Genomic DNA, 17,037 nt, shown 5'->3' on the forward strand with positions numbered 1-17,037 from the left:
GTCTTCGGCAGCGAGTGGGCGCCGGTCTGCGGTTGCGGCGGCACGCCGGTCTGCGGTTGCGGCGGGCCCGCGTGCGGTTGCGGATGCGCGCCGGTGTGCGGCTGGGGGTGCGCGCCGGTGTGCTGGGAATGCGCGACGCCGGGTGGCGCCGGGTGGCCCGCGGTGCGCTGCTGCCGGTGCGAGGTGCGGCGCGGCGCGGGCTGGTCCTCGCGGATCGGGGTCAGCTTGGCGCTTTCCGAGTTGACCCGCTCGATGATGGCCTGCGGGGCGGTGTCGGTGGGATCGTCCTGGCGACGCCTGCGCCGGCGCGGCCCGCTGCCGTCCGTGCCGCCGCCGTACTTGGCCAGCAGCTCAGCGACGGTGCGCTGCTGAGCGCTCTCCGATCCGCCTTCGTGACTCATCGTGGCTCGAGCGATTCTGCGCGCGACGCGGTCGCGCCGGCAGGGCGCAGCCGACCGCGTGTCGTGTTGCCGCCCGTCATGCCCCGCCACCGCGACGGCGTGCCTTCGGCGATGGCGCGCTCGGTGGTCATCATGACTGCCGCCACTCCCTTTGCGTTCGCCTCATCCACTCCACCGTGCCCGACGCCGGCCACTTCCGTCCACCGCGCCACCGACTATGTGGTCCCCCAGGTCCTCATTGTGAATCGACCACAGTGTGGTCCTCATGGTCGGTCTGGTCCAGACGTCGCAGAATGACACCCTCCCGCAGCGCCCACGGGCAGATCTCGACCTCCGGCTGGGATATCGCCCTCATCGTGGCCTGTGCCACGAGGGCACCGGCCACGAGCTGGTGCGCCCGGCTGGCGCTGACCCCCTCCAGGTCGGCCAGGTCCGACGCGGACATCCGGGAGATGAACGCGAGCAGCTGGCGCAGCCCGGTCTCGGTCAGCACCCGGCGGGCCCGCGGCCCGGCCGACGACGGCGCCGCGCCGGTGAGCCGGGCCAGCGACCGGAACGTCTTGGAGGTGGCCACCACGCGGTCCGGCTCACCCAGCTTGGCCAGCTTCTTGGCGACCGGGGCGAGCTGCTCGGCGAGCCAGTCGGTCGCGTCGATCACCTCGCCCCTTGTCGGCGGGTCACCGGAGAACCTGGTCCGGGTGATGCGTCCGGCGCCGAACGGCAGCGAGGTGGCGAAGTCGGGGGTCTCGTCCACCCCGGCAGCGATCTCCAGGGAGCCGCCGCCGATGTCGAGCACCAGCAGCCGCCCCGCGGACCAGCCGTACCACCGCCGGGCGGCCAGGAAGGTGTACCGCGCCTCGTCCTCGCCGGACAGCACCTCCAGCTCGACGCCGGTCTCGTCGGTGACCCGCTGCAGCACCTTGGCCGCGTTGTCCGCCTCGCGCAGCGCCGACGTGGCGAACGCCATGAAGTCGTCACAGCCGAGCTTCTCGGCGGAGACCCGGGCGTCGGCGACGGTCTTGACCAGCTCGTCGGCCCCTGCCCTGGTCAGCTCGCCGGATTTGTTGATGCGCTCGGCGAGGCGCAGCACGGACTTCTCGGAACGAGCCGGCACCGGGGCGGCGCCCCGGTGGGCGTCCACCACGAGCAGGTGAACCGTGTTCGAACCGACGTCCAGCACGCCAAGGCGCATGCACGAACGTTACCCGGCAGGTGTTCGCCGGACGGGGTCAGGACTCGAACTTGTAGCCCAGGCCACGCACCGTGACCAGGTGGCGCGGCGCCGACGGGTCGGGCTCGATCTTGGAGCGCAACCGCTTCACGTGCACGTCAAGGGTTTTGGTGTCGCCCACGTAGTCGGCGCCCCAGACCCGGTCGATCAGCTGGCCCCTGGTGAGCACCCGGCCGACGTTGCGCAGCAGGTACTCGAGCAGGTCGAACTCCTTGAGCGGCAAGGAGATCTCGGTTCCGCCGACGGTCACCACATGCCGCTCGACGTCCATCCGGACCGGGCCGGCGGCGAGCACCTGCGGCAGCAGGTCGCCCTCGCCCGCCTCACCGCCGCGGCGCAGCACGGCCCGCACCCTGGCGATCAGCTCGCGGGCGGAGTACGGCTTGGTCACGTAGTCGTCGGCGCCCAGCTCGAGGCCGACCACCTTGTCGATCTCGCTGTCCCGGGCGGTCACCATGATCACCGGAACCGTCGACCGCTGGCGCAGCGCCTTGCACACGTCGGTGCCGCTCATGCCGGGCAGCATCAGGTCGAGCAGCACGATGTCGGCGCCGTTGCGGTCGAACTCCTCGAGCGCCTGCTGGCCGGTGCCGGCCACCGCGGTGGTGAAGCCCTCTTTGCGCAGCAGGAAGGCGAGCGGGTCGGCGAAGGACTCCTCGTCCTCGACGATGAGCACCCTGGTCACAACGCTCCTCCGGGATCGGTCGTTGGCGCGGTGGTCATGGGAACGGGCATGTCGTCCGAGCCGCTCGAGGTTCGCTGCGCGGGGGCGACCGCGCCCTGGGCGGGCAGTCTGAGCGTGAACGTCGAGCCGGTGCCGAGCTTGCTCCACAGCTTGACCTCGCCGCCGTGGTTGGCCGCCACGTGCTTGACGATGGCCAGCCCGAGGCCGGTGCCGCCGGTGGCCCGGGAGCGCGCCCGGTCGACCCGGTAGAACCGCTCGAAGACGCGCTGCTGCTCGTCCTCGGCGATGCCGATCCCGCGGTCGGTCACGGAGATCTCGACGTACCCGTCGACCAGCCGGCGGCTGACCGAGACCGGGCTGCCCGGCGGGGAGTAGGCAAGGGCGTTCTCCAGCAGGTTGGACAGCGCGGTGACCAGCAGCGTGCGGTCGCCGGCCACCAGCAGGCCGCTGTCCTCGTCGGTGGCGATCTCGATGCCGGTGCTGTCCATGGCCAGCCGGGCGCGGCCGAGCGCCTCGCGCACCACGGCGTCGACGTCGACGGTGTTGAGCTCGGGCAGGCGTTCGGCGCCCTGCAGCCGCGACAGCGCGATCAGCTCGGTGACCAGGGTGCCGAGCCGGGTGGCCTCGTGCAAGATCTTGCCGGTGAACCGGCGCACCGCGTCCGGGTCGTCCGCCGCGTCCTGCACCGCCTCGGCCAGCAGCGCCATCGCGCCGACCGGGGTCTTGAGCTCGTGGCTGACGTTGGCCACGAAGTCGCGCCGGGTGGCCTCCAGCCGGACCGCGTCGGACTCGTCGGCGGCGTCGACCGCGGTGAACCCGTCGCCGAGCGGGCGGACCTCGCCGAGCACCGCCTCCGGCTGCCGGCCGCCCTTGGCGGCCAGCGGCGACAGGTCGATCTCCACGGGCTCGCCGGTCTCGCTTGCCACCTCGGCGGCCTTGGCCGCCCGTGCGTCCACCCGCTGGTTGCGCACCAGGCCCAGCTCGGCCGCCCGCGGGTTGTGCAGCACGACGTCGCCGAACCGGTTGAGCAGCACGATCCCGTTGTGCGAGGAGTGGACCAGCCGCTGCACCAGCGCGGCGACGGTCGGCCCCGCGGGTCGCCGCTGGGTCGCCCGGCGCCGCGCCAGGCCGATCAGGAGGCCCACGAGCAGGCCGACCAGCAGGGCGCCGATCGACAGGGCCAGCCAGACCACGTCGGTCACGAGCGCATGGTAAGCAGGTGAGAGCCGTTATGGGCCAGCGCGGCGCGGCCCAAGTGACGCCCGTGACACGCGTGTGGCGGTAATTCGCCGGCTTGTCAAGCCGCGTTCACCCATTCGTGTCCAACGCGGCGAGCTCGTCGTCGCTCAGCGCGATCCGCCCGGCGGCCACGTTCTCCTCAAGATGCGCCGGGTTGCCCGTTCCGGGGATGGCCAGCACGTGCGGGCCGCGGTGCAGCGTCCAGGCCAGCCGGATCTGGGCCGGGGTGGCGTCGTGGGCGCGGGCGATCCGCTCAAGCGTGGCCGCGGCCGGGTCGCCTGCCGAGCCGCCGGCGATGGCGAAGAACGGCACGAACGCCACGCCCCGCTCGGCGCAGATCCGCACCAGCTCGTCGTCCTCGCGCCGCACGGTCAGGCCGTACTGGTTCTGCACGCACACCACGGGCGCGATCGCCTGCGCCTCGGCCAGGTGCTCGGCGGTGACGTTGGAGATGCCCACGTGCCGGATCAGCCCGGCCTCGCGCAGCTCGGCAAGCGCCCCGAACCGGTCGGCCAGCGAGCCGGCGCCCTTCTCGAGGCCGGCGCCGATGCGCAGGTTGACCACGTCGAGGTGATCAAGCCCGAGCTGCCGGATGTTCTCCTCGACCTGGCCGCGCAGCTGCTCTGGGCGGGCCGGCGGCAGCCAGTTGCCGGACGGGTCGCGCCCTGGACCGACCTTGGTGACGATCACCAGGTCGTCCGGGTACGGGGCGAGCGCCGTGTTGATCAACTCGTTGGCGGAGCGGAGGCTGGAGAAGTAGAACGCGGCCGTGTCGATGTGGTTCACGCCCAGCTCGATTGCCTTGCGCAGCACGGAGATCGCCTGGTCGCGGTCGCTCGGGGCGCCGTCGGCGCCGGCCATGAGGCGCATCGCGCCGAAGCCGATCCGGTTGACCGGAAGGTCGCCGAGGGTCCACTGGCCGGCGGCGGCGGCCGGCCGCCGCGTCGTCGTGTCGGTCATGGCTCCACTCTGGCGAACCGCCGCCGGGCCGTCCGGCGCTGGCAGCTTGTTGCCAACCTTTGACCGAGTGGTCGACCCGGCCGACACTGGAACCCGATGAGCACCGACAACGAGCTCGCCGTGATCAGGGGCCACGAGGAGCTGTACGCCAGGACCTGGCACCTGTTCGAGGCGGCGCGGAGCGAGATCGCCTGCGCGGCCAACGACCTGTACACCTGGCTGTGCGCGCGGGAGGGCGAGCTGCCGGCGCCCGACAAGCCGCTCGGCGCGGTCACGGTGCGCAAGCTGTACCGGCCGGCTCTGCTGCTCAACCCGGCCGGCGTCGCGCACGTGCGGCGGATGGCCCGGCTCGGGGCGCGGATCCGGATCACCAACGACGAGATCAACGAGACGATCATCATCGACCGCCGGGTGGCGATCCTCGCCGGCGGCGCCGCCGACGGCGCGCGCACCTTCAGCGTGGTCTCCGAGGCCGGTGTCGTGTCGGCGGTCGCCTCACTGTTCGACGCGGCCTGGCGGACGGCCACCGAGCACGAGGTGTACGACCGCGAGCTCAACGAGCTGCGCGAGATCGCCCCGCGCATCCTCGAGGTGCTGCGCGCCGGCTGGAAGGACGAGACCGCCGCCCGCGCCCTGTCCCTTTCGGTGCGGACCTACCGGCGCCGGGTGGCCGAGCTGATGGCCGCGCTCGGCGCGAGCTCCCGGTTCCAGGCCGGGGTCCGGGCCAGGGAGCTGGGTCTGGTGTGACTACCGGCCCTGGCTGGCGACCTTCGCGGCGGCCACGACGGCCGCCTCCGGGTCGAGGTAGGCGCCGCCGCGGACGCGCGGCGTGAGGTCGTCGGTCAGCTCGTAGACCAGGGGGATTCCGGTCGGGATGTTGAGCCCGGCGATGGCCTCGTCCGAGATGCCGTCGAGGTGCTTGACCAAGGCGCGCAAGGAGTTTCCGTGCGCGGCGATCAGCGTGGTGCGGCCGGCGCGCAGGTCGGGCACGATCGCGGAGTCCCAGTAGGGCAGCATCCGGGCGACCACGTCCTTGAGGCATTCGGTGCGCGGCATGGCGTCGCCGAGGCCGGCGTAGCGCGGGTCGCCGTCCTGGCTGAACTCGCCGCCCGGCTCGATCGGCGGGGGCGGGACGTCGTAGGAGCGGCGCCAGAGCATGAACTGCTCCTCGCCGAACGCCTCGAGGGTCTGCTTCTTGTTCTTGCCCTGCAACGCGCCGTAGTGCCGCTCGTTGAGCCGCCAGTTGCGCCGCACGTCGATCCAGTGTCGCTCGGCGACGTCCAGCGCGATGTTGGCGGTGGCGATCGCCCGGCGCAGCACGGAGGTGTGCACGACGTCGGGCAGCGTGCCGGTCCGGAGAAGCAACTCACCGGAGCGCTGGGCCTCGGCCGTGCCGGTCTCGGACAGCGGGACGTCGACCCAGCCGGTGAACAGGTTCTCCGCGTTCCAGGTGCTCTCGCCGTGCCGCAGCAGCACCAGTGTCCCTACAGCCATGGGGCCAGCGTGCCAGAGCGGCCTCACCCTCGAGTACTCGACCGCTGCTCACCCATTCGGCGTACCTATCCCCAACCGAACGACCCCTAGTTGGTTTCGCGGTCGACTTCGTCATCTAATTGTTACTTACGGATAGCTACTTCGCTCTCTCGGAGCACGTGGTGGCCTTGTGTAACTGTGCGACTTCTGACAGGTTGACACCGCTCCTTGCGAATCAGCTCCCACGCACTCCCTGATTCGTGAGAGCAACGCAGTGCGGCTCGTCTCCCCTGCCGAGCCGCACCCCGCCGGGGAACCCAGGTGCCCCCCGCCTCAGGGATTCCGTGCGGCGGGCATGACGCGGGGCGGCTCGAGATCGCGACTCCCCCCTCGCTCGAGCCGCCTCGCGAACCCGCGTCTAGGACTGGGCAGGGGCCACCGAGGCCGGCTTGCGGCGGCGCAGCCAGGCACGCAGCGCGAACGCCGCCGGGATGCCGAGCACGATCGCGAACGGCAGCAGCGCGCCGATCACCCGCAGCAGGAACCCGCCCGCGGCAAGGAAAGCGTGCCAACCGCCGACCAGACCGGCGAGGAACCCGCCGTCGTCGTCCTCCGCCGCGGGCGGCGGCGCGTCGCCCTTGCTCACCCGCACCGTGACCTTGGACAGGGCGACCTGGCCGGACAGCGCCTCCCGGCGCTTCTGCAGCGACTCCAGGTCGGCCACCCGCCTGGTCACCTCGCTCTCGATCTGCACGATCTCGCTCACCGACGCCGCCCTGGCCAGCAGCGCGTTGACCCGGTCGACGCTGGCCCGCTGGGTGGCGATCCGGCTGTCGAGGTCCACCAGCTGCTCGGTGACGTCCTCGGCGGTCTGGCTGCGGGACAGCACGTTCTCGGCCGGGACGAGCGTGGACAGCCGGCCGAGCGCCTCGTCGAACGCGTTGGACGGGATGTGCAGGGTGATCGTCGCCGCGTCGCCCTTGACCTCCTCCTGCCCGGCGAACCCGTCGAGATCGGTGGCGATCGTGCGGGCCTTGTTGGCCACCTCGACGACGTTGTCCGCCGCCAGCTCCAGCGTGGCCGTGCGGACCAGCTTGCGGTCCACCCCCGGCTGACCCACCTGCTGCTGCTGCGCCGGCTGCTGCTGTTTGCCGTCCGATGGGGACGTTCCACCGCTGGTCGCCTGGTTCGGCGCCGGTATCGCCGCGGGCGCCCCACCGCTACCGCCGCCATCGCCCTTCGACATCATCGGGCCGGCCCCGCTCTGCTCCGCGGCGCCTCCGCACGCCGCGGCCAACCCGAGGCCGATTCCCACCGCGAGCACCAGTCCGGCCAGCCGCGGTAACCGTCTTGCCGCCATCGACATCCCTCCAGTTGATCGGATGTCAGGCAGACGGAGCCGGCGGCCGGGGCGGTTGCCGGCGGGTCCGTCACGAGTCGGTCTCGACAGTGCTCAATTCAATGTGAGGGCGGGGCTGGAAGCACTACTCGCCGTCGTCGGCCGGCGGCGCCGTTCGACCGGTTCTGAGGGCGGGCCTGCCGGCCAGCCCTCAGAACCGGTCAGCCCTCACAAGATGGGCGAACGCGGCGAGGTTGGCCAGCGACTCGCCGCGACTGGTGCGCCACTCCCACTCGCGGCGGATCGAGTTGGCGAAACCGAGCTCCAGCAACGTGTTGAAGTCGCCGTCGGCGGCCTCGAGGACCTGGCCGAGCAGCCGGTCGAGCTCGTCGGGGGTGACCCGGTCCAGCCCGACCCGGCCGATCAGGTAGATGTCCCCGACCGAGTCGATGGTGTAGTGCACGCCGTAGAGCTTTGCGTTGCGGCGCAAGAGGAATCGGTAGACCTGCTCGTGCGCCTCGTCCGGCCGCCGGCAGACGAACGCCTCGACCAGCAGCGCGTGCGTGCCGATGATCAGCCAGCAGTTGGTCTGCAGCTTCTTGGTGCCCGGCAGGGTGACGAAGAACCGGCCCGGCCTCGGTTGCCGGTAGGCAAGCTCCCGTTCGTCCAATGTGGACTTGATGAGCCCGGCGACGTCCGCGTTCACACCGCCACCCCGGTGTCGAGCACGGCCCGGCGGAACGCCCTCGTCGCCTCGGCGTACTCGGCGATCAGCGCGTCCGTGGTGTTGTCCCAGGAGAAGCGGCTCGCGTGCGCGACGGCGCCGCGGCCCAGCCGGGCGGCGGTCGCCGGGCGCAGCGCGACCGAGGCCAGCGCGTCCGCCCAGGCGGCCGGGTCGTGCCCGGCGACGAGCAGGCCGGACGAGCCGTCGGCGACCACCAGACGCAGCCCGCCGACCGCGGCGGCCACCACCGGCGTGCCGCACGCCTGCGCCTCGAGTGCCACCAGGCCGAAGGACTCGCTGTGGCTGGGCATGGCCACGACGTCGGCGGCCCGGAACACGTCGGCGAGCACCGGGGCCGGCTGCGGCGGCCGGAACCGCACCACGTCGGCGATGCCCAGCTCGGCGGCCAACTCCTGGAGCGCGGTCGGCGACTCCAGGCCGGTGCCCGACGGCCCGCCGACGACGAGCACGACCAGCCGCTCCCGCGGCACCGCGCCGCCGCGCAGCAACTCGGCCGCGGCGCGCAGCAGCACGTCCGGGCCCTTGAGCGGCTGGATCCGGCCGACGAACGCCAGCACGACGGCGTCGGCCGGCAGGCCGAGCCCGGCCCGCGCGGCCCGCCGGTCGCCGGGACGGAACAGCTCGAGATCCACCCCGGGCGCGATCGCGCGCACCTTGTCCGGATCGGCGTCGTACAGCCGCACCAGCTGCCGCGCCTCGACCGCGGTGTTGGCGACCAGCCGGTCGGCCTCGTCGACCACCTGCTGCTCGCCGATCTCCCTGGTCCGTGGCTCCGGGGTGTCCCCGTCGGCAAGCGCCGCGTTCTTCACCCTGGCGAGGGTATGCGCGGTATGCACCAGCGGCACGCCCCAGCGCTCCCTGGCCAGCCAGCCCACCTGTCCGGACAGCCAGTAGTGCGAGTGCACCAGGTCGTAGTGTCCCGGCTCGTGCCGGGCCTCGGCGCGCAGCACGCCCGCGGTGAACGCGCACAGCTGGGCCGGCAGCTCGTCGCGGCCGAGCTCCTCGAACGGGCCGGCGTGCACGTGCCGGACCAGCACGCCGGGGGCCAGCTCGACCACGGGCGGCAGGTCGGAGGAGGTGGCCCTGGTGAACACCTCGACCGCGATGCCCCGCCGGGCCATCCTGGTCGCGGTCTGGGTGATGTAGACGTTCATCCCGCCCGCGTCGCCGGTCCCCGGCTGATCAAGAGGCGAGGTGTGTACGGACAGCACGGCAACGCGCCGCGGCTCGTGGAGCCGCAGGACCTCGGTCACGGCAACGCCCTCCCGCATCGATCCGCGAACTCGCGGAGTGCGGTGTTGAACTCTGCGCTGCGCTCCGCGAACGGTAGGTGACCCACCCCCTGCAACCAACGCAGCGAAGCGCCCGGAATCTTCCCGGCGGCGTACTCCGCGGCGCTCGGGGCCACGACGGCATCTTCCGTTCCATGCATGACCAACACCGGCATCCGCAACGCGGCGAGCACGTCGGCGCTACCGACGGCGCGGGTGAACATCGCCCGGCGCACCCGGGGCGGCACCCGCAGGAACTCGCCCAGCCGACGCTGGATCACCTCGCCGGGCGCGGGCTCCGCGGTGAGGCCGGCGGCCAGCCGGGTCAGCGCCGGCACCGCGACCGCCGGGTCCTCGGCCAGGTAGTCCCGGATCCCGGCGCCCATCAGCGGGCCGACCGCACCGCCCGGGTTGCCGGCGCCGATCTCGGTGATCGCCCCGGTGAGGACCACGCCGGCGACGCCGGCCGCTCCGCGCGTCCGCAGGTAGTCGATGATCACCAGGCCGCCATAGGAGTGGCCGACCAGCACGGCCGGACTCCCGGCGTGGTCGAGCACCACGGCCAGGTCACCGGCCCAGGCCTCGGGGTCGTCGTAGCCGCCGTCGGCCACCTCGGACTCGCCGTGGCCGCGCAGGTCCACGGCAAGCAGGCGGCGCCCGGCGATCAGCTCGGGATCCAGCATCTGAGCGGCCCAGTCCAGGCTCGAGCGCGCCCACCCGTGCACGAAAACGATCGGCGGGCGCCCCGGCCGACCCGACGCCCGCACGGCCAGCCGGGTTCGACCGGCCCCGCGCAGGGAGAACGCACTCACAGAGCGGACATGCTCTTCCACTTGTCCCACGAGAACAGCCAGTCGTTCACGTCGGAGGTCGTGGGCATGTCGGCCTGGGAGCCGGTGATCTCCACCGGGTCGCCGATCAGGGCGCTGTCGAAGTAGGCCTTGGCGTCGGCCTCGTACATGTTGACGCAGCCGTGCGAGGTGTTCCGCTTGCCGATGTTGGCGTGGTTCTCCTCGTTCTCGTGGATGTACTCGCCGTGGTTGGAGATCCGCAGCGACCACTTCTTCTTGACGTTGGTGTAGCCGTAGCGCGGGTTGGAGAAGTCGCCGATCGGCTCCCTGGTCATGATGATCAGCGTGCCGTTGGGCGTGTTCAGGTTCGGGTCGGCGTCCTCGCCGTTGCTGGTCGGGTACACGGCGACCTGCTTGCCGTCACGGAAGACGACCATCTGGTGGTCCGGCGTGTGGATCTTGGTGACCTGGTTGCGGCCGATGCTGAACTTCGTGGACAGGTCGGCCTTTCCGTAGCCGCCGTTGCCGTACGCCACGCCGTAGAGCTTGGCGGTCACGGTCACCGTGATGTTGGCCGGCCAGTACGCCTTGGGCCGGTAGTCCACCTGGGCGTCGGACAGCCACGCCCAGGAGCCCTCGACCTCGCCCTTCGACGTGGTGACCGTCAGCGCCTTCTGCACCGCGGCGCGGTCCTTGGGCGGGCTGTCGAACTTGAGGCTGATCGGCATCCCGACGCCGACCGTGGCGTTGTCGACCGGGTTGATCGTCGCGCGGATCGTCTTGGCCGGCTTGACCGTGGTGAAGGTCCCCTTCAGCTCGGCGGTCTTGTTGTCCGAGCCGGTGGCCTTGGCGTCGTAGGTGTAGGTCTTGGCGTAGCCGAGGGCCTCGGTGCTGGTCCAGCTCAGCTTGTCCGGCGCGAGCTGGCCGCCGACCTCCTTGCCCTCCTCGTTGGTCACCTTGACCTCGGTCAGCGTGCCGTCCGTCACCGTGATCTTGATCGGGTCGACGACCGAGACGTCCTTGGCGTCCACCGCGGGCACCGCGGTGATCTTGGCCCGCGGCGGGTCCTGGACGGGGGCGCCGCCCGGCCCGGTCGCGGTGCCGGCCTCCGTCGAGCTACACGCGGTGAGGGCCACCATGGCTGCGAGCAGCGCGCCGGCCAGTCTGGATCTCACCGATCAACCTCCGTGTCGTGCCGTCATCTCCTGTGACAATCTTCAAGACGCCCACCCGTGCATGGCGGTTGGCTCGCCGGCAGGATCAACGGTGTGAGAACCGCAATCGTCACCGGCGCCAGCGCGGGCATCGGCGCAGCCACCGCGCGGCAGCTCGCCGCGGCCGGCTTCCGGGTGATCGTCGGCGCCCGCCGGCTGGACCGTCTGAAGGCCATCGCCGACGAGATCGACGGACTCGCCCTTCCGCTCGACGTGACCGACGGCGACTCCGTCACGGCGTTCTGCGACCAGATTCCAGCCTGCCACGTGTTGGTGAACAACGCAGGCGGCGCGCTCGGCCTGGAGCCCATCGCCTCGGCCGACGAGTCGCACTGGCGCTGGATGTGGGAGGCGAACGTGCTGGGCACGCTGCGTATGACCAAGAGCCTGCTGCCCAAGCTCATCGCGTCCGGCGACGGGCACGTGGTGACCGTCACGTCGGTCGCCGCCACCGACACCTACGACAACGGCGCCGGCTACACCTCGGCCAAGCACGCCCAGTCCGCCCTGCACCGCACGCTCCGCGGCGAGCACCTCGGCCAGCCGATCCGGTTCACCGAGATCCTCCCCGGCCTGGTCGAGACCGACTTCTCCGTCACCCGCTTCGGCGGCGACGCCGAACGCGCCGCAAAGGTGTACGAAGGTCTGACGCCGCTGACCGCCGACGACGTGGCCGAAGTGATCGTCTTCGCGGTCACCCGCCCGTCGCACGTCAACCTCGACCAGATCGTGCTCAAGCCGCGGGCGCAGTACTCGCCGGCCAGGGTGCACCGGGAATGAGCGTCACAGCGCGCAGTTGACCAGCACCGGCTCCGGGTGCAGCTCCACCCCGAACGCGGCGCGCACGCCGTCGCGGACCTCACGGGCAAGCGCGAGCAGGTCGGCGGTGCTGGCGGCGCCACGGTTGGTCAAGGCCAGCGTGTGCTTGGACGACAGGGTCACAGGGGCGTCCGGGCCGGGGTGGCCCTTGGCGAAGCCGGCGCGCTCGATGAGCCAGGCGGCGGACAGCTTGCAGGCGCCGGGGCCGGCGGGGTACCGCGGGACCGGGGTGGCGGCGCCGACTCTCGCGGCGATGCGGTCCAGGGTTGCCGGCAGGTCGGCCTCGGCGATCACCGGGTTGGTGAAGAACGAGCCGACGCTCCAGGTGTCGTGGTCGGCCGGGTCGAGCACCATTCCCTTGCCGCGACGCAGATCCAGCACGGCCGCGCGGGCGTCGGCCACCGGAACCCTGGTGTTCTGGCGGACGCCGAGCGCGCGGGCCAGCTCGGTGTAGCGGATCGGCGCGGACATGCCGCCGTTGGCCAGCTCGAAGCGCACCCGCAGCACGACGGCGCGGTCGGTGTTCTTGAGCACGCTGGTCCGGTAGCCGAGGGCGAGCGACTCCGCCGGCACCGTGCGGACCACCCCGCTGGCCCGGACCAGGAGGTCCACCGAGATCAGCAGGTGGGAGACCTCCACGCCGTAGGCCCCCACGTTCTGCACCGGGGTGGCGCCGACCAGACCGGGAATGCCCGACAGGCACTCGAGGCCACCGAGCCCGGCGTCGACGGTCGAGGCCACGACGGTGTCCCAGTCCTCACCGGCCTCGACGGTCAGCCGGACGCGGCCGTCGGGCCCGCCGTCGATGGTGCTGCCGCGGTTGGCCACCCGGATCACCGTGCCGTCGAACCCGCTGTCGGCCACCACCAGGTTCGACCCGCCGCCGAGCACCAGCACCGGCTCGCCCGCGCGGTCGGCGGCCCGGACCGCGGCCGCGACCTCCTCGGCCGTCGACGGGGCGGTGAACCGCGCGGCCGGCCCGCCCAGCCGCAGCGTGGTGTAGCCGGACAGCGGTACCGCCTCGGTGCTCACGGGGAGGCTGGTCATGGGCTCCAACGGTAACCTCCGTCGCATGTCGACCCGCTTCGAGCACCGCGCGACGTTCTCCGCGCCGGCCGGAACCGTCTACTCCGCACTGGTCGACCGGGCGTTTCTCGAGGAACGGCTGCGCCTGCTCGGCGGGAAGGACGCCGCTCTCGTCGAGCACCGCGGCTCCGGCGACGAGGTGAGCCTGCGGATGCGCCAGGGCATCGACGCCGAGCGGCTGCCCGGCGCGGTGCGGGCCATCCTCAAGGGCGATCTGGTCGTCGACCGGGCGGAGCAGTGGCGTCCGGACGGCGCGACCGGCCGGGTCACGATCTCCGGCGTGCCCGGGGAGATCAAGAGCCGCACCCGGCTGGCCGACCTGAGCGGCGGGGGCAGCGAGCTGGTCACCACCGCCGAGGTGCGGGTCGGGATCCCGCTGGTGGGCGGGAAGCTCGAGGGCGTCATCGCCGAGCGCGTCGGCAAGCTCCTGGCGGCCGAGTCGGAGTTCACCGGGAAGTGGCTGGCCGAGCACCCCTAATCGGTTTGACGTTGACGTAGCGTCAACTTTTACCGTGGGTGCCATGGCGTGGTCGATCGCTCAGGTGGCCCGGATGTCCAACGTGACGTCGCGGACCCTGCGGCACTACGACCAGATCGGGCTGCTGACCCCGGCGAGGGTCGGCCGCAACGGCTACCGCTACTACGAGCGGGAGCAGCTGCTTCGGCTGCAGCGGATCCTGATCATGCGGGAGCTGGGCCTCGGGCTGGACGCGATCGCCGAGATCGTCAACGACGGGCGCGACCAGGTTGAGGCGCTGCGCATGCACCACGCCTGGCTGGTGGCCGAGCGGGACCGGTTCGAGCGGCTCGCCGCCACCGTCGCCCGCACCATCGAGGAGCTGGAAGGAGGTGATGACGTGGCTGGATCGCACTGGTTCGAGGGGTTCGACGAGGCCAGGCAGGCCGAGCTGCAGGAGGAGGCGCGGCAGCGCTGGGGCGCCGAGATCGTCGACGCCGCCAACGAACGGGTGAAGGACAAGTCCCCCGAATGGTGGCAGCAGGAGGGCGCGAAGTGGCTCGGCACGCTGGAGACGCTGGTCGGGTTGATCGACGCGGGCAAGGCGCCGGACGACCCTTCGGTGCTGGACGCCATCGACGGGCACTACCGGTGGATCTGTCAGTTCTGGACGCCGAACCGGGCATCCTACGCCGGTCTCGGCAACCTGTACGTGGACGACGAGCGGTTCCGGGCGAACTTCGACCGGACCGATCCCCGGCTGGCCGAGTTCATGCGTGACGCGATGGCCGCCTACGCCGCGGCCCGGCTGTAGCCGGCTCGGCCGGGAGAGCTGCAGATCTCCCGGCCGCTGTGTCTGATGGGTCGCTCCCCGCGAGCCCCTCCCATCCGCCCACCCACGGCCTCGCGTCCGCTGCTGTGCCCAACAAGTCGCTCCCGCGAGCCCCTCCCACCCGCCCACCCACGATCTCGCGTCCGCTCCTAGGCTCAATTCGTGGACTACGCACGCTTTGTCGATCATGTGAGCGGGCAGGCGGCGGCCATGCGTGCGGCCGTCGTCTCGGCCGGGCCGGACGTGCCGGTGCCGACGTGTCCGGAGTGGACAGTTAGGGCGCTGGTCCGGCACATGGCCCGGGTACACAACTGGGCCGGGAAGGGCCTGATCGCCGATCCCGCGGGGTCGAGGCCGGAGATGGAGAGCCCGCCGGAGCAGTGGGACGACCTGCTTCCCTGGTGGGACAAGGAGCTCGCGACGCTGGTCGACCGGCTGCGGGAGCGCGAGCCGGACGCGCCGGCTTGGGTGTTCGCGCCGACCCAGCCGCGCACCGCCGCCTTCTGGGCGCGCCGGCAGGCCCACGAGACCGCGATCCACCGGCTCGACGCGGCGCACGCCGTCGCGGGCTCGGCGGCGCCGGATGCCGTGCCAGCGCTCGTGTTCGACCCGGGGCTCGCCGCCGACGGCATCGACGAGGTGCTGCACGTCGGGATCTCCCGCCGGCTGCAGCGCGAGCCGGCGACCGTCGGCGGCACCGTGCTGTTGCACGCCGCCGACGCCGGGCGGGCCTGGCTGGTGCGGCTGCGTCCCGGTGAGCCGCTGGAGATCGGGCCGGCCGACCACCCGGCCATCGACGCGGACGCCTCGGTCGTCGGCACCGCCGACGCGGTCTACCGGGCCGCCTGGGGCCGGCCAAGCCACGCGGTCACCGGCGGCGACCTCGCGTTGATCTCGGCGCTGCGGGCTCCCTGATCGCTTCGCTCGGCTCTCTGGGAAACTGCGCGCCGTGAGCGGAGCTTGCGGAGCGAACGATCAAACACTGCCCTGCCGCCGAGGAACGAGGTGGCAGGGTCGCCGGCACCGAGCTTGCGAGGTGCCGGAATGACCGCACCCGAGCGTCGATACGTGATCACCTTTGGCTGCCCGGACCGGACCGGGATCGTGGCGCGGATCGCGTCGTTCCTGGCCGAAGCCGGCGGCTGGATCGTCGAGGCGGCCTACCACACCGATCGGGAGACCGGCTGGTTCTTCACCCGCCAGGAGGTGCTCGCCGACTCGATCCCGTACGGCCTCGGCGAGCTGCGCAGCCGGTTCGCCGCCGTGGCCGAGCAGCTCGCCAGCCGCAGCGACTGGACGATCACCGACACCGGCGAGCGCCGCCGCGTCGTCATCCTGGTGTCGCGCGAGGGACACTGCCTCTACGACCTGCTCGGCCGGGTCGCCTCCGGCGAGCTCGACGTCGACGTGTCCGCCGTGATCGGCAACCACCCCGACCTGGCCACCGTCACCCGCGCGCACCGCATCCCGTTCCACCACGTGGCATTCCCCGCCGGCGACCCCGACGAGAAGGCCGCCGCCTTCGCCCAGCTACGCCAACTCGTCGACGCCAGCACCCCGCACGCGATCGTGCTCGCCCGCTTCATGCAGATCCTGCCGCCCGAACTGTGCGCCGACTGGGCCGGCCGCGCCCTCAACATCCACCACAGCTTCCTCCCCTCGTTCGTCGGCGCCCGCCCCTACCATCAGGCCCACCGCCGCGGCGTCAAACTCATCGGCGCCACCTGCCATTACGTCACCGCCGAACTCGACGCCGGCCCCATAATCGAGCAAGATGTGATCCGCGTCAGCCACGACGACTCCATCGCCGACATGGTCCGCAAAGGCCGCGACATAGAGAAAATAGTCCTCGCCCGCGGCCTACGCTGGCACCTCGAAAACCGCATCCTCGTCCACGGCAACAAAACCGTCGTCTTCTAATCCCAACGCAGCCCCGGAATGCAGAACCGGCTGCCGCGCCGCGGCTGCGCGCTGGTGATCAGGTCACGGCACTCATCCACGGCACAACGGCCAAGTGCCATCGGCCAGCCTTTGCGCGGCAACGGTCCCGGATCGCCGTGGCGAGGCTGTGGAGTGCGCGGCGCAGTCCCCGGCCCGCGATTCCCGGCATGTCCCGCGCTCGGATGGGCCACTGGACGCGTTCGCGCAGGTGAGTCACACGCTCCGGCGCCACCACACCGGCAACCCGGCCGGCACCGGACTTTGCCGGAGCCCTGCCCCCACCCCAAGACGGGGTGGGGGCTGGGTGAGGTATGGCGCGCGGCACTCGGCTGCATGGGGGCGTCATATGGCTGCCTGAGCGCGGGACACGCGCGGGATTCCGGTCCCGGTCCGGTGTGTCTCGCCTTCGGGCAGGCGTGTTCGGCGTTGGTGCAGCCGTGTGCCGCGTTGCGGTCCCCCGGCTTCGCTGCGGCCCTGCGCCGCCCGGCAGGGTCGGGGCACGGTGCCGGGTGGCAGGCATGATCGCGGAGCTGCCGGTCGAGTCGCCCCATCG

Annotated in this window: 18 protein-coding genes and 1 pseudogene; 6 read left to right on the plus strand and 13 right to left on the minus strand. The window is 72.0% G+C overall.

Going from position 1 to position 17,037, the window contains the following annotated elements; translation table 11 throughout:
* The 6 genes and pseudogenes from VGX25_RS07225 to VGX25_RS07250 all read right to left on the minus strand — a co-directional run.
* Nucleotides 1-401 (minus strand): annotated as a pseudogene (locus VGX25_RS07225) (hypothetical protein); the annotation flags it as partial.
* On the minus strand, nt 398-535 hold the full coding sequence (locus VGX25_RS07230; protein WP_326916833.1) for a hypothetical protein: 138 nt from the start codon (nt 533-535) through the stop codon (nt 398-400). The pseudogene VGX25_RS07225 and the gene VGX25_RS07230, both read right to left, overlap by 4 nt.
* Nucleotides 536-636: 101 nt before the next feature.
* Nucleotides 637-1,593 carry a Ppx/GppA phosphatase family protein gene (locus VGX25_RS07235; protein WP_326916834.1) on the minus strand — a complete coding sequence of 319 codons (957 nt, stop codon included), beginning with the start codon at nt 1,591-1,593 and terminating at the stop codon, nt 637-639.
* A gap of 37 nt (nt 1,594-1,630) precedes the next feature.
* Nucleotides 1,631-2,317 (minus strand): response regulator transcription factor, encoded by a 687-nt coding sequence (locus VGX25_RS07240; RefSeq protein ID WP_326916835.1) that lies wholly within the window; start codon nt 2,315-2,317, stop codon nt 1,631-1,633.
* A complete protein-coding gene (locus VGX25_RS07245) occupies nt 2,314-3,519 on the minus strand; it encodes a sensor histidine kinase (protein WP_326916836.1) in 1,206 nt (401 codons plus the stop codon). Before VGX25_RS07245 ends, VGX25_RS07240 begins: the two co-directional genes overlap by 4 nt.
* Nucleotides 3,520-3,625: 106 nt before the next feature.
* A complete protein-coding gene (locus VGX25_RS07250) occupies nt 3,626-4,516 on the minus strand; it encodes an oxidoreductase (protein WP_326916837.1) in 891 nt (296 codons plus the stop codon).
* A 96-nt stretch (nt 4,517-4,612) separates the two neighbouring features.
* Between VGX25_RS07250 and VGX25_RS07255 the strand changes: the two genes are divergently transcribed.
* On the plus strand, nt 4,613-5,263 hold the full coding sequence (locus tag VGX25_RS07255; RefSeq protein WP_326916838.1) for a DNA-binding response regulator: 651 nt from the start codon (nt 4,613-4,615) through the stop codon (nt 5,261-5,263).
* On the opposite strand, the gene VGX25_RS07260 is transcribed toward VGX25_RS07255, so the two are convergent.
* From VGX25_RS07260 to VGX25_RS07285, 6 genes are all read right to left on the minus strand, one after another.
* The gene (locus VGX25_RS07260; RefSeq protein WP_326916839.1) at nt 5,264-6,010 is read right to left on the minus strand and encodes a phosphoglyceromutase; all 747 of its coding nucleotides are present in this window, start codon (nt 6,008-6,010) and stop codon (nt 5,264-5,266) included.
* A 397-nt stretch (nt 6,011-6,407) separates the two neighbouring features.
* Complete coding sequence (locus VGX25_RS07265) at nt 6,408-7,349, minus strand: DUF4349 domain-containing protein (RefSeq protein ID WP_326916840.1); 942 nt, start codon at nt 7,347-7,349, stop codon at nt 6,408-6,410.
* Nucleotides 7,350-7,539: 190 nt separating this feature from the next.
* Nucleotides 7,540-8,034, minus strand: coding sequence for a YbjN domain-containing protein (locus VGX25_RS07270; RefSeq protein ID WP_326916841.1), 495 nt, complete (start codon nt 8,032-8,034; stop codon nt 7,540-7,542).
* Nucleotides 8,031-9,326, minus strand: coding sequence for a D-inositol-3-phosphate glycosyltransferase (gene mshA, locus VGX25_RS07275; RefSeq protein WP_326916842.1), 1,296 nt, complete (start codon nt 9,324-9,326; stop codon nt 8,031-8,033). The genes VGX25_RS07270 and mshA overlap by 4 nt, the downstream gene beginning before the upstream one ends.
* Complete coding sequence (locus VGX25_RS07280) at nt 9,323-10,156, minus strand: alpha/beta hydrolase (protein ID WP_326916843.1); 834 nt, start codon at nt 10,154-10,156, stop codon at nt 9,323-9,325. The genes mshA and VGX25_RS07280 overlap by 4 nt, the downstream gene beginning before the upstream one ends.
* A complete protein-coding gene (locus VGX25_RS07285) occupies nt 10,153-11,274 on the minus strand; it encodes an Ig-like domain-containing protein (RefSeq protein ID WP_326916849.1) in 1,122 nt (373 codons plus the stop codon). Before VGX25_RS07285 ends, VGX25_RS07280 begins: the two co-directional genes overlap by 4 nt.
* A gap of 120 nt (nt 11,275-11,394) precedes the next feature.
* Here VGX25_RS07285 and VGX25_RS07290 point away from each other — a divergent pair, with 120 nt between their 5' ends.
* Complete coding sequence (locus VGX25_RS07290) at nt 11,395-12,129, plus strand: SDR family NAD(P)-dependent oxidoreductase (protein WP_326916850.1); 735 nt, start codon at nt 11,395-11,397, stop codon at nt 12,127-12,129.
* Between the two features lie 3 nt (nt 12,130-12,132).
* Here VGX25_RS07290 and VGX25_RS07295 read toward each other — a convergent pair whose 3' ends face one another.
* The gene (locus VGX25_RS07295; RefSeq protein ID WP_326916844.1) at nt 12,133-13,215 is read right to left on the minus strand and encodes a UDP-N-acetylmuramate dehydrogenase; all 1,083 of its coding nucleotides are present in this window, start codon (nt 13,213-13,215) and stop codon (nt 12,133-12,135) included.
* A 25-nt stretch (nt 13,216-13,240) separates the two neighbouring features.
* On the opposite strand from VGX25_RS07295, the gene VGX25_RS07300 reads away from it, so the two are divergent.
* The 4 genes from VGX25_RS07300 to purU all read left to right on the plus strand — a co-directional run bounded on the left by VGX25_RS07300 (nt 13,241) and on the right by purU (nt 16,463).
* Complete coding sequence (locus VGX25_RS07300; protein ID WP_326916845.1) at nt 13,241-13,732, plus strand: DUF2505 domain-containing protein; 492 nt, start codon at nt 13,241-13,243, stop codon at nt 13,730-13,732.
* A gap of 43 nt (nt 13,733-13,775) precedes the next feature.
* Nucleotides 13,776-14,525 (plus strand): MerR family transcriptional regulator, encoded by a 750-nt coding sequence (locus tag VGX25_RS07305; protein WP_326916846.1) that lies wholly within the window; start codon nt 13,776-13,778, stop codon nt 14,523-14,525.
* Between the two features lie 180 nt (nt 14,526-14,705).
* Nucleotides 14,706-15,458, plus strand: a complete 753-nt coding sequence (locus VGX25_RS07310) for a maleylpyruvate isomerase N-terminal domain-containing protein (protein WP_326916847.1) — start codon at nt 14,706-14,708, stop codon at nt 15,456-15,458.
* 129 nt (nt 15,459-15,587) lie between these two features.
* The gene (gene purU, locus VGX25_RS07315; protein WP_326916848.1) at nt 15,588-16,463 is read left to right on the plus strand and encodes a formyltetrahydrofolate deformylase; all 876 of its coding nucleotides are present in this window, start codon (nt 15,588-15,590) and stop codon (nt 16,461-16,463) included.
* The last annotated feature ends 574 nt before the right edge of the window (nt 16,464-17,037 follow it).

It is taken from the genome of Actinophytocola sp. (assembly GCF_035942955.1).
Classification (GTDB): Bacteria; Actinomycetota; Actinomycetes; order Mycobacteriales; family Pseudonocardiaceae; genus DASYTH01.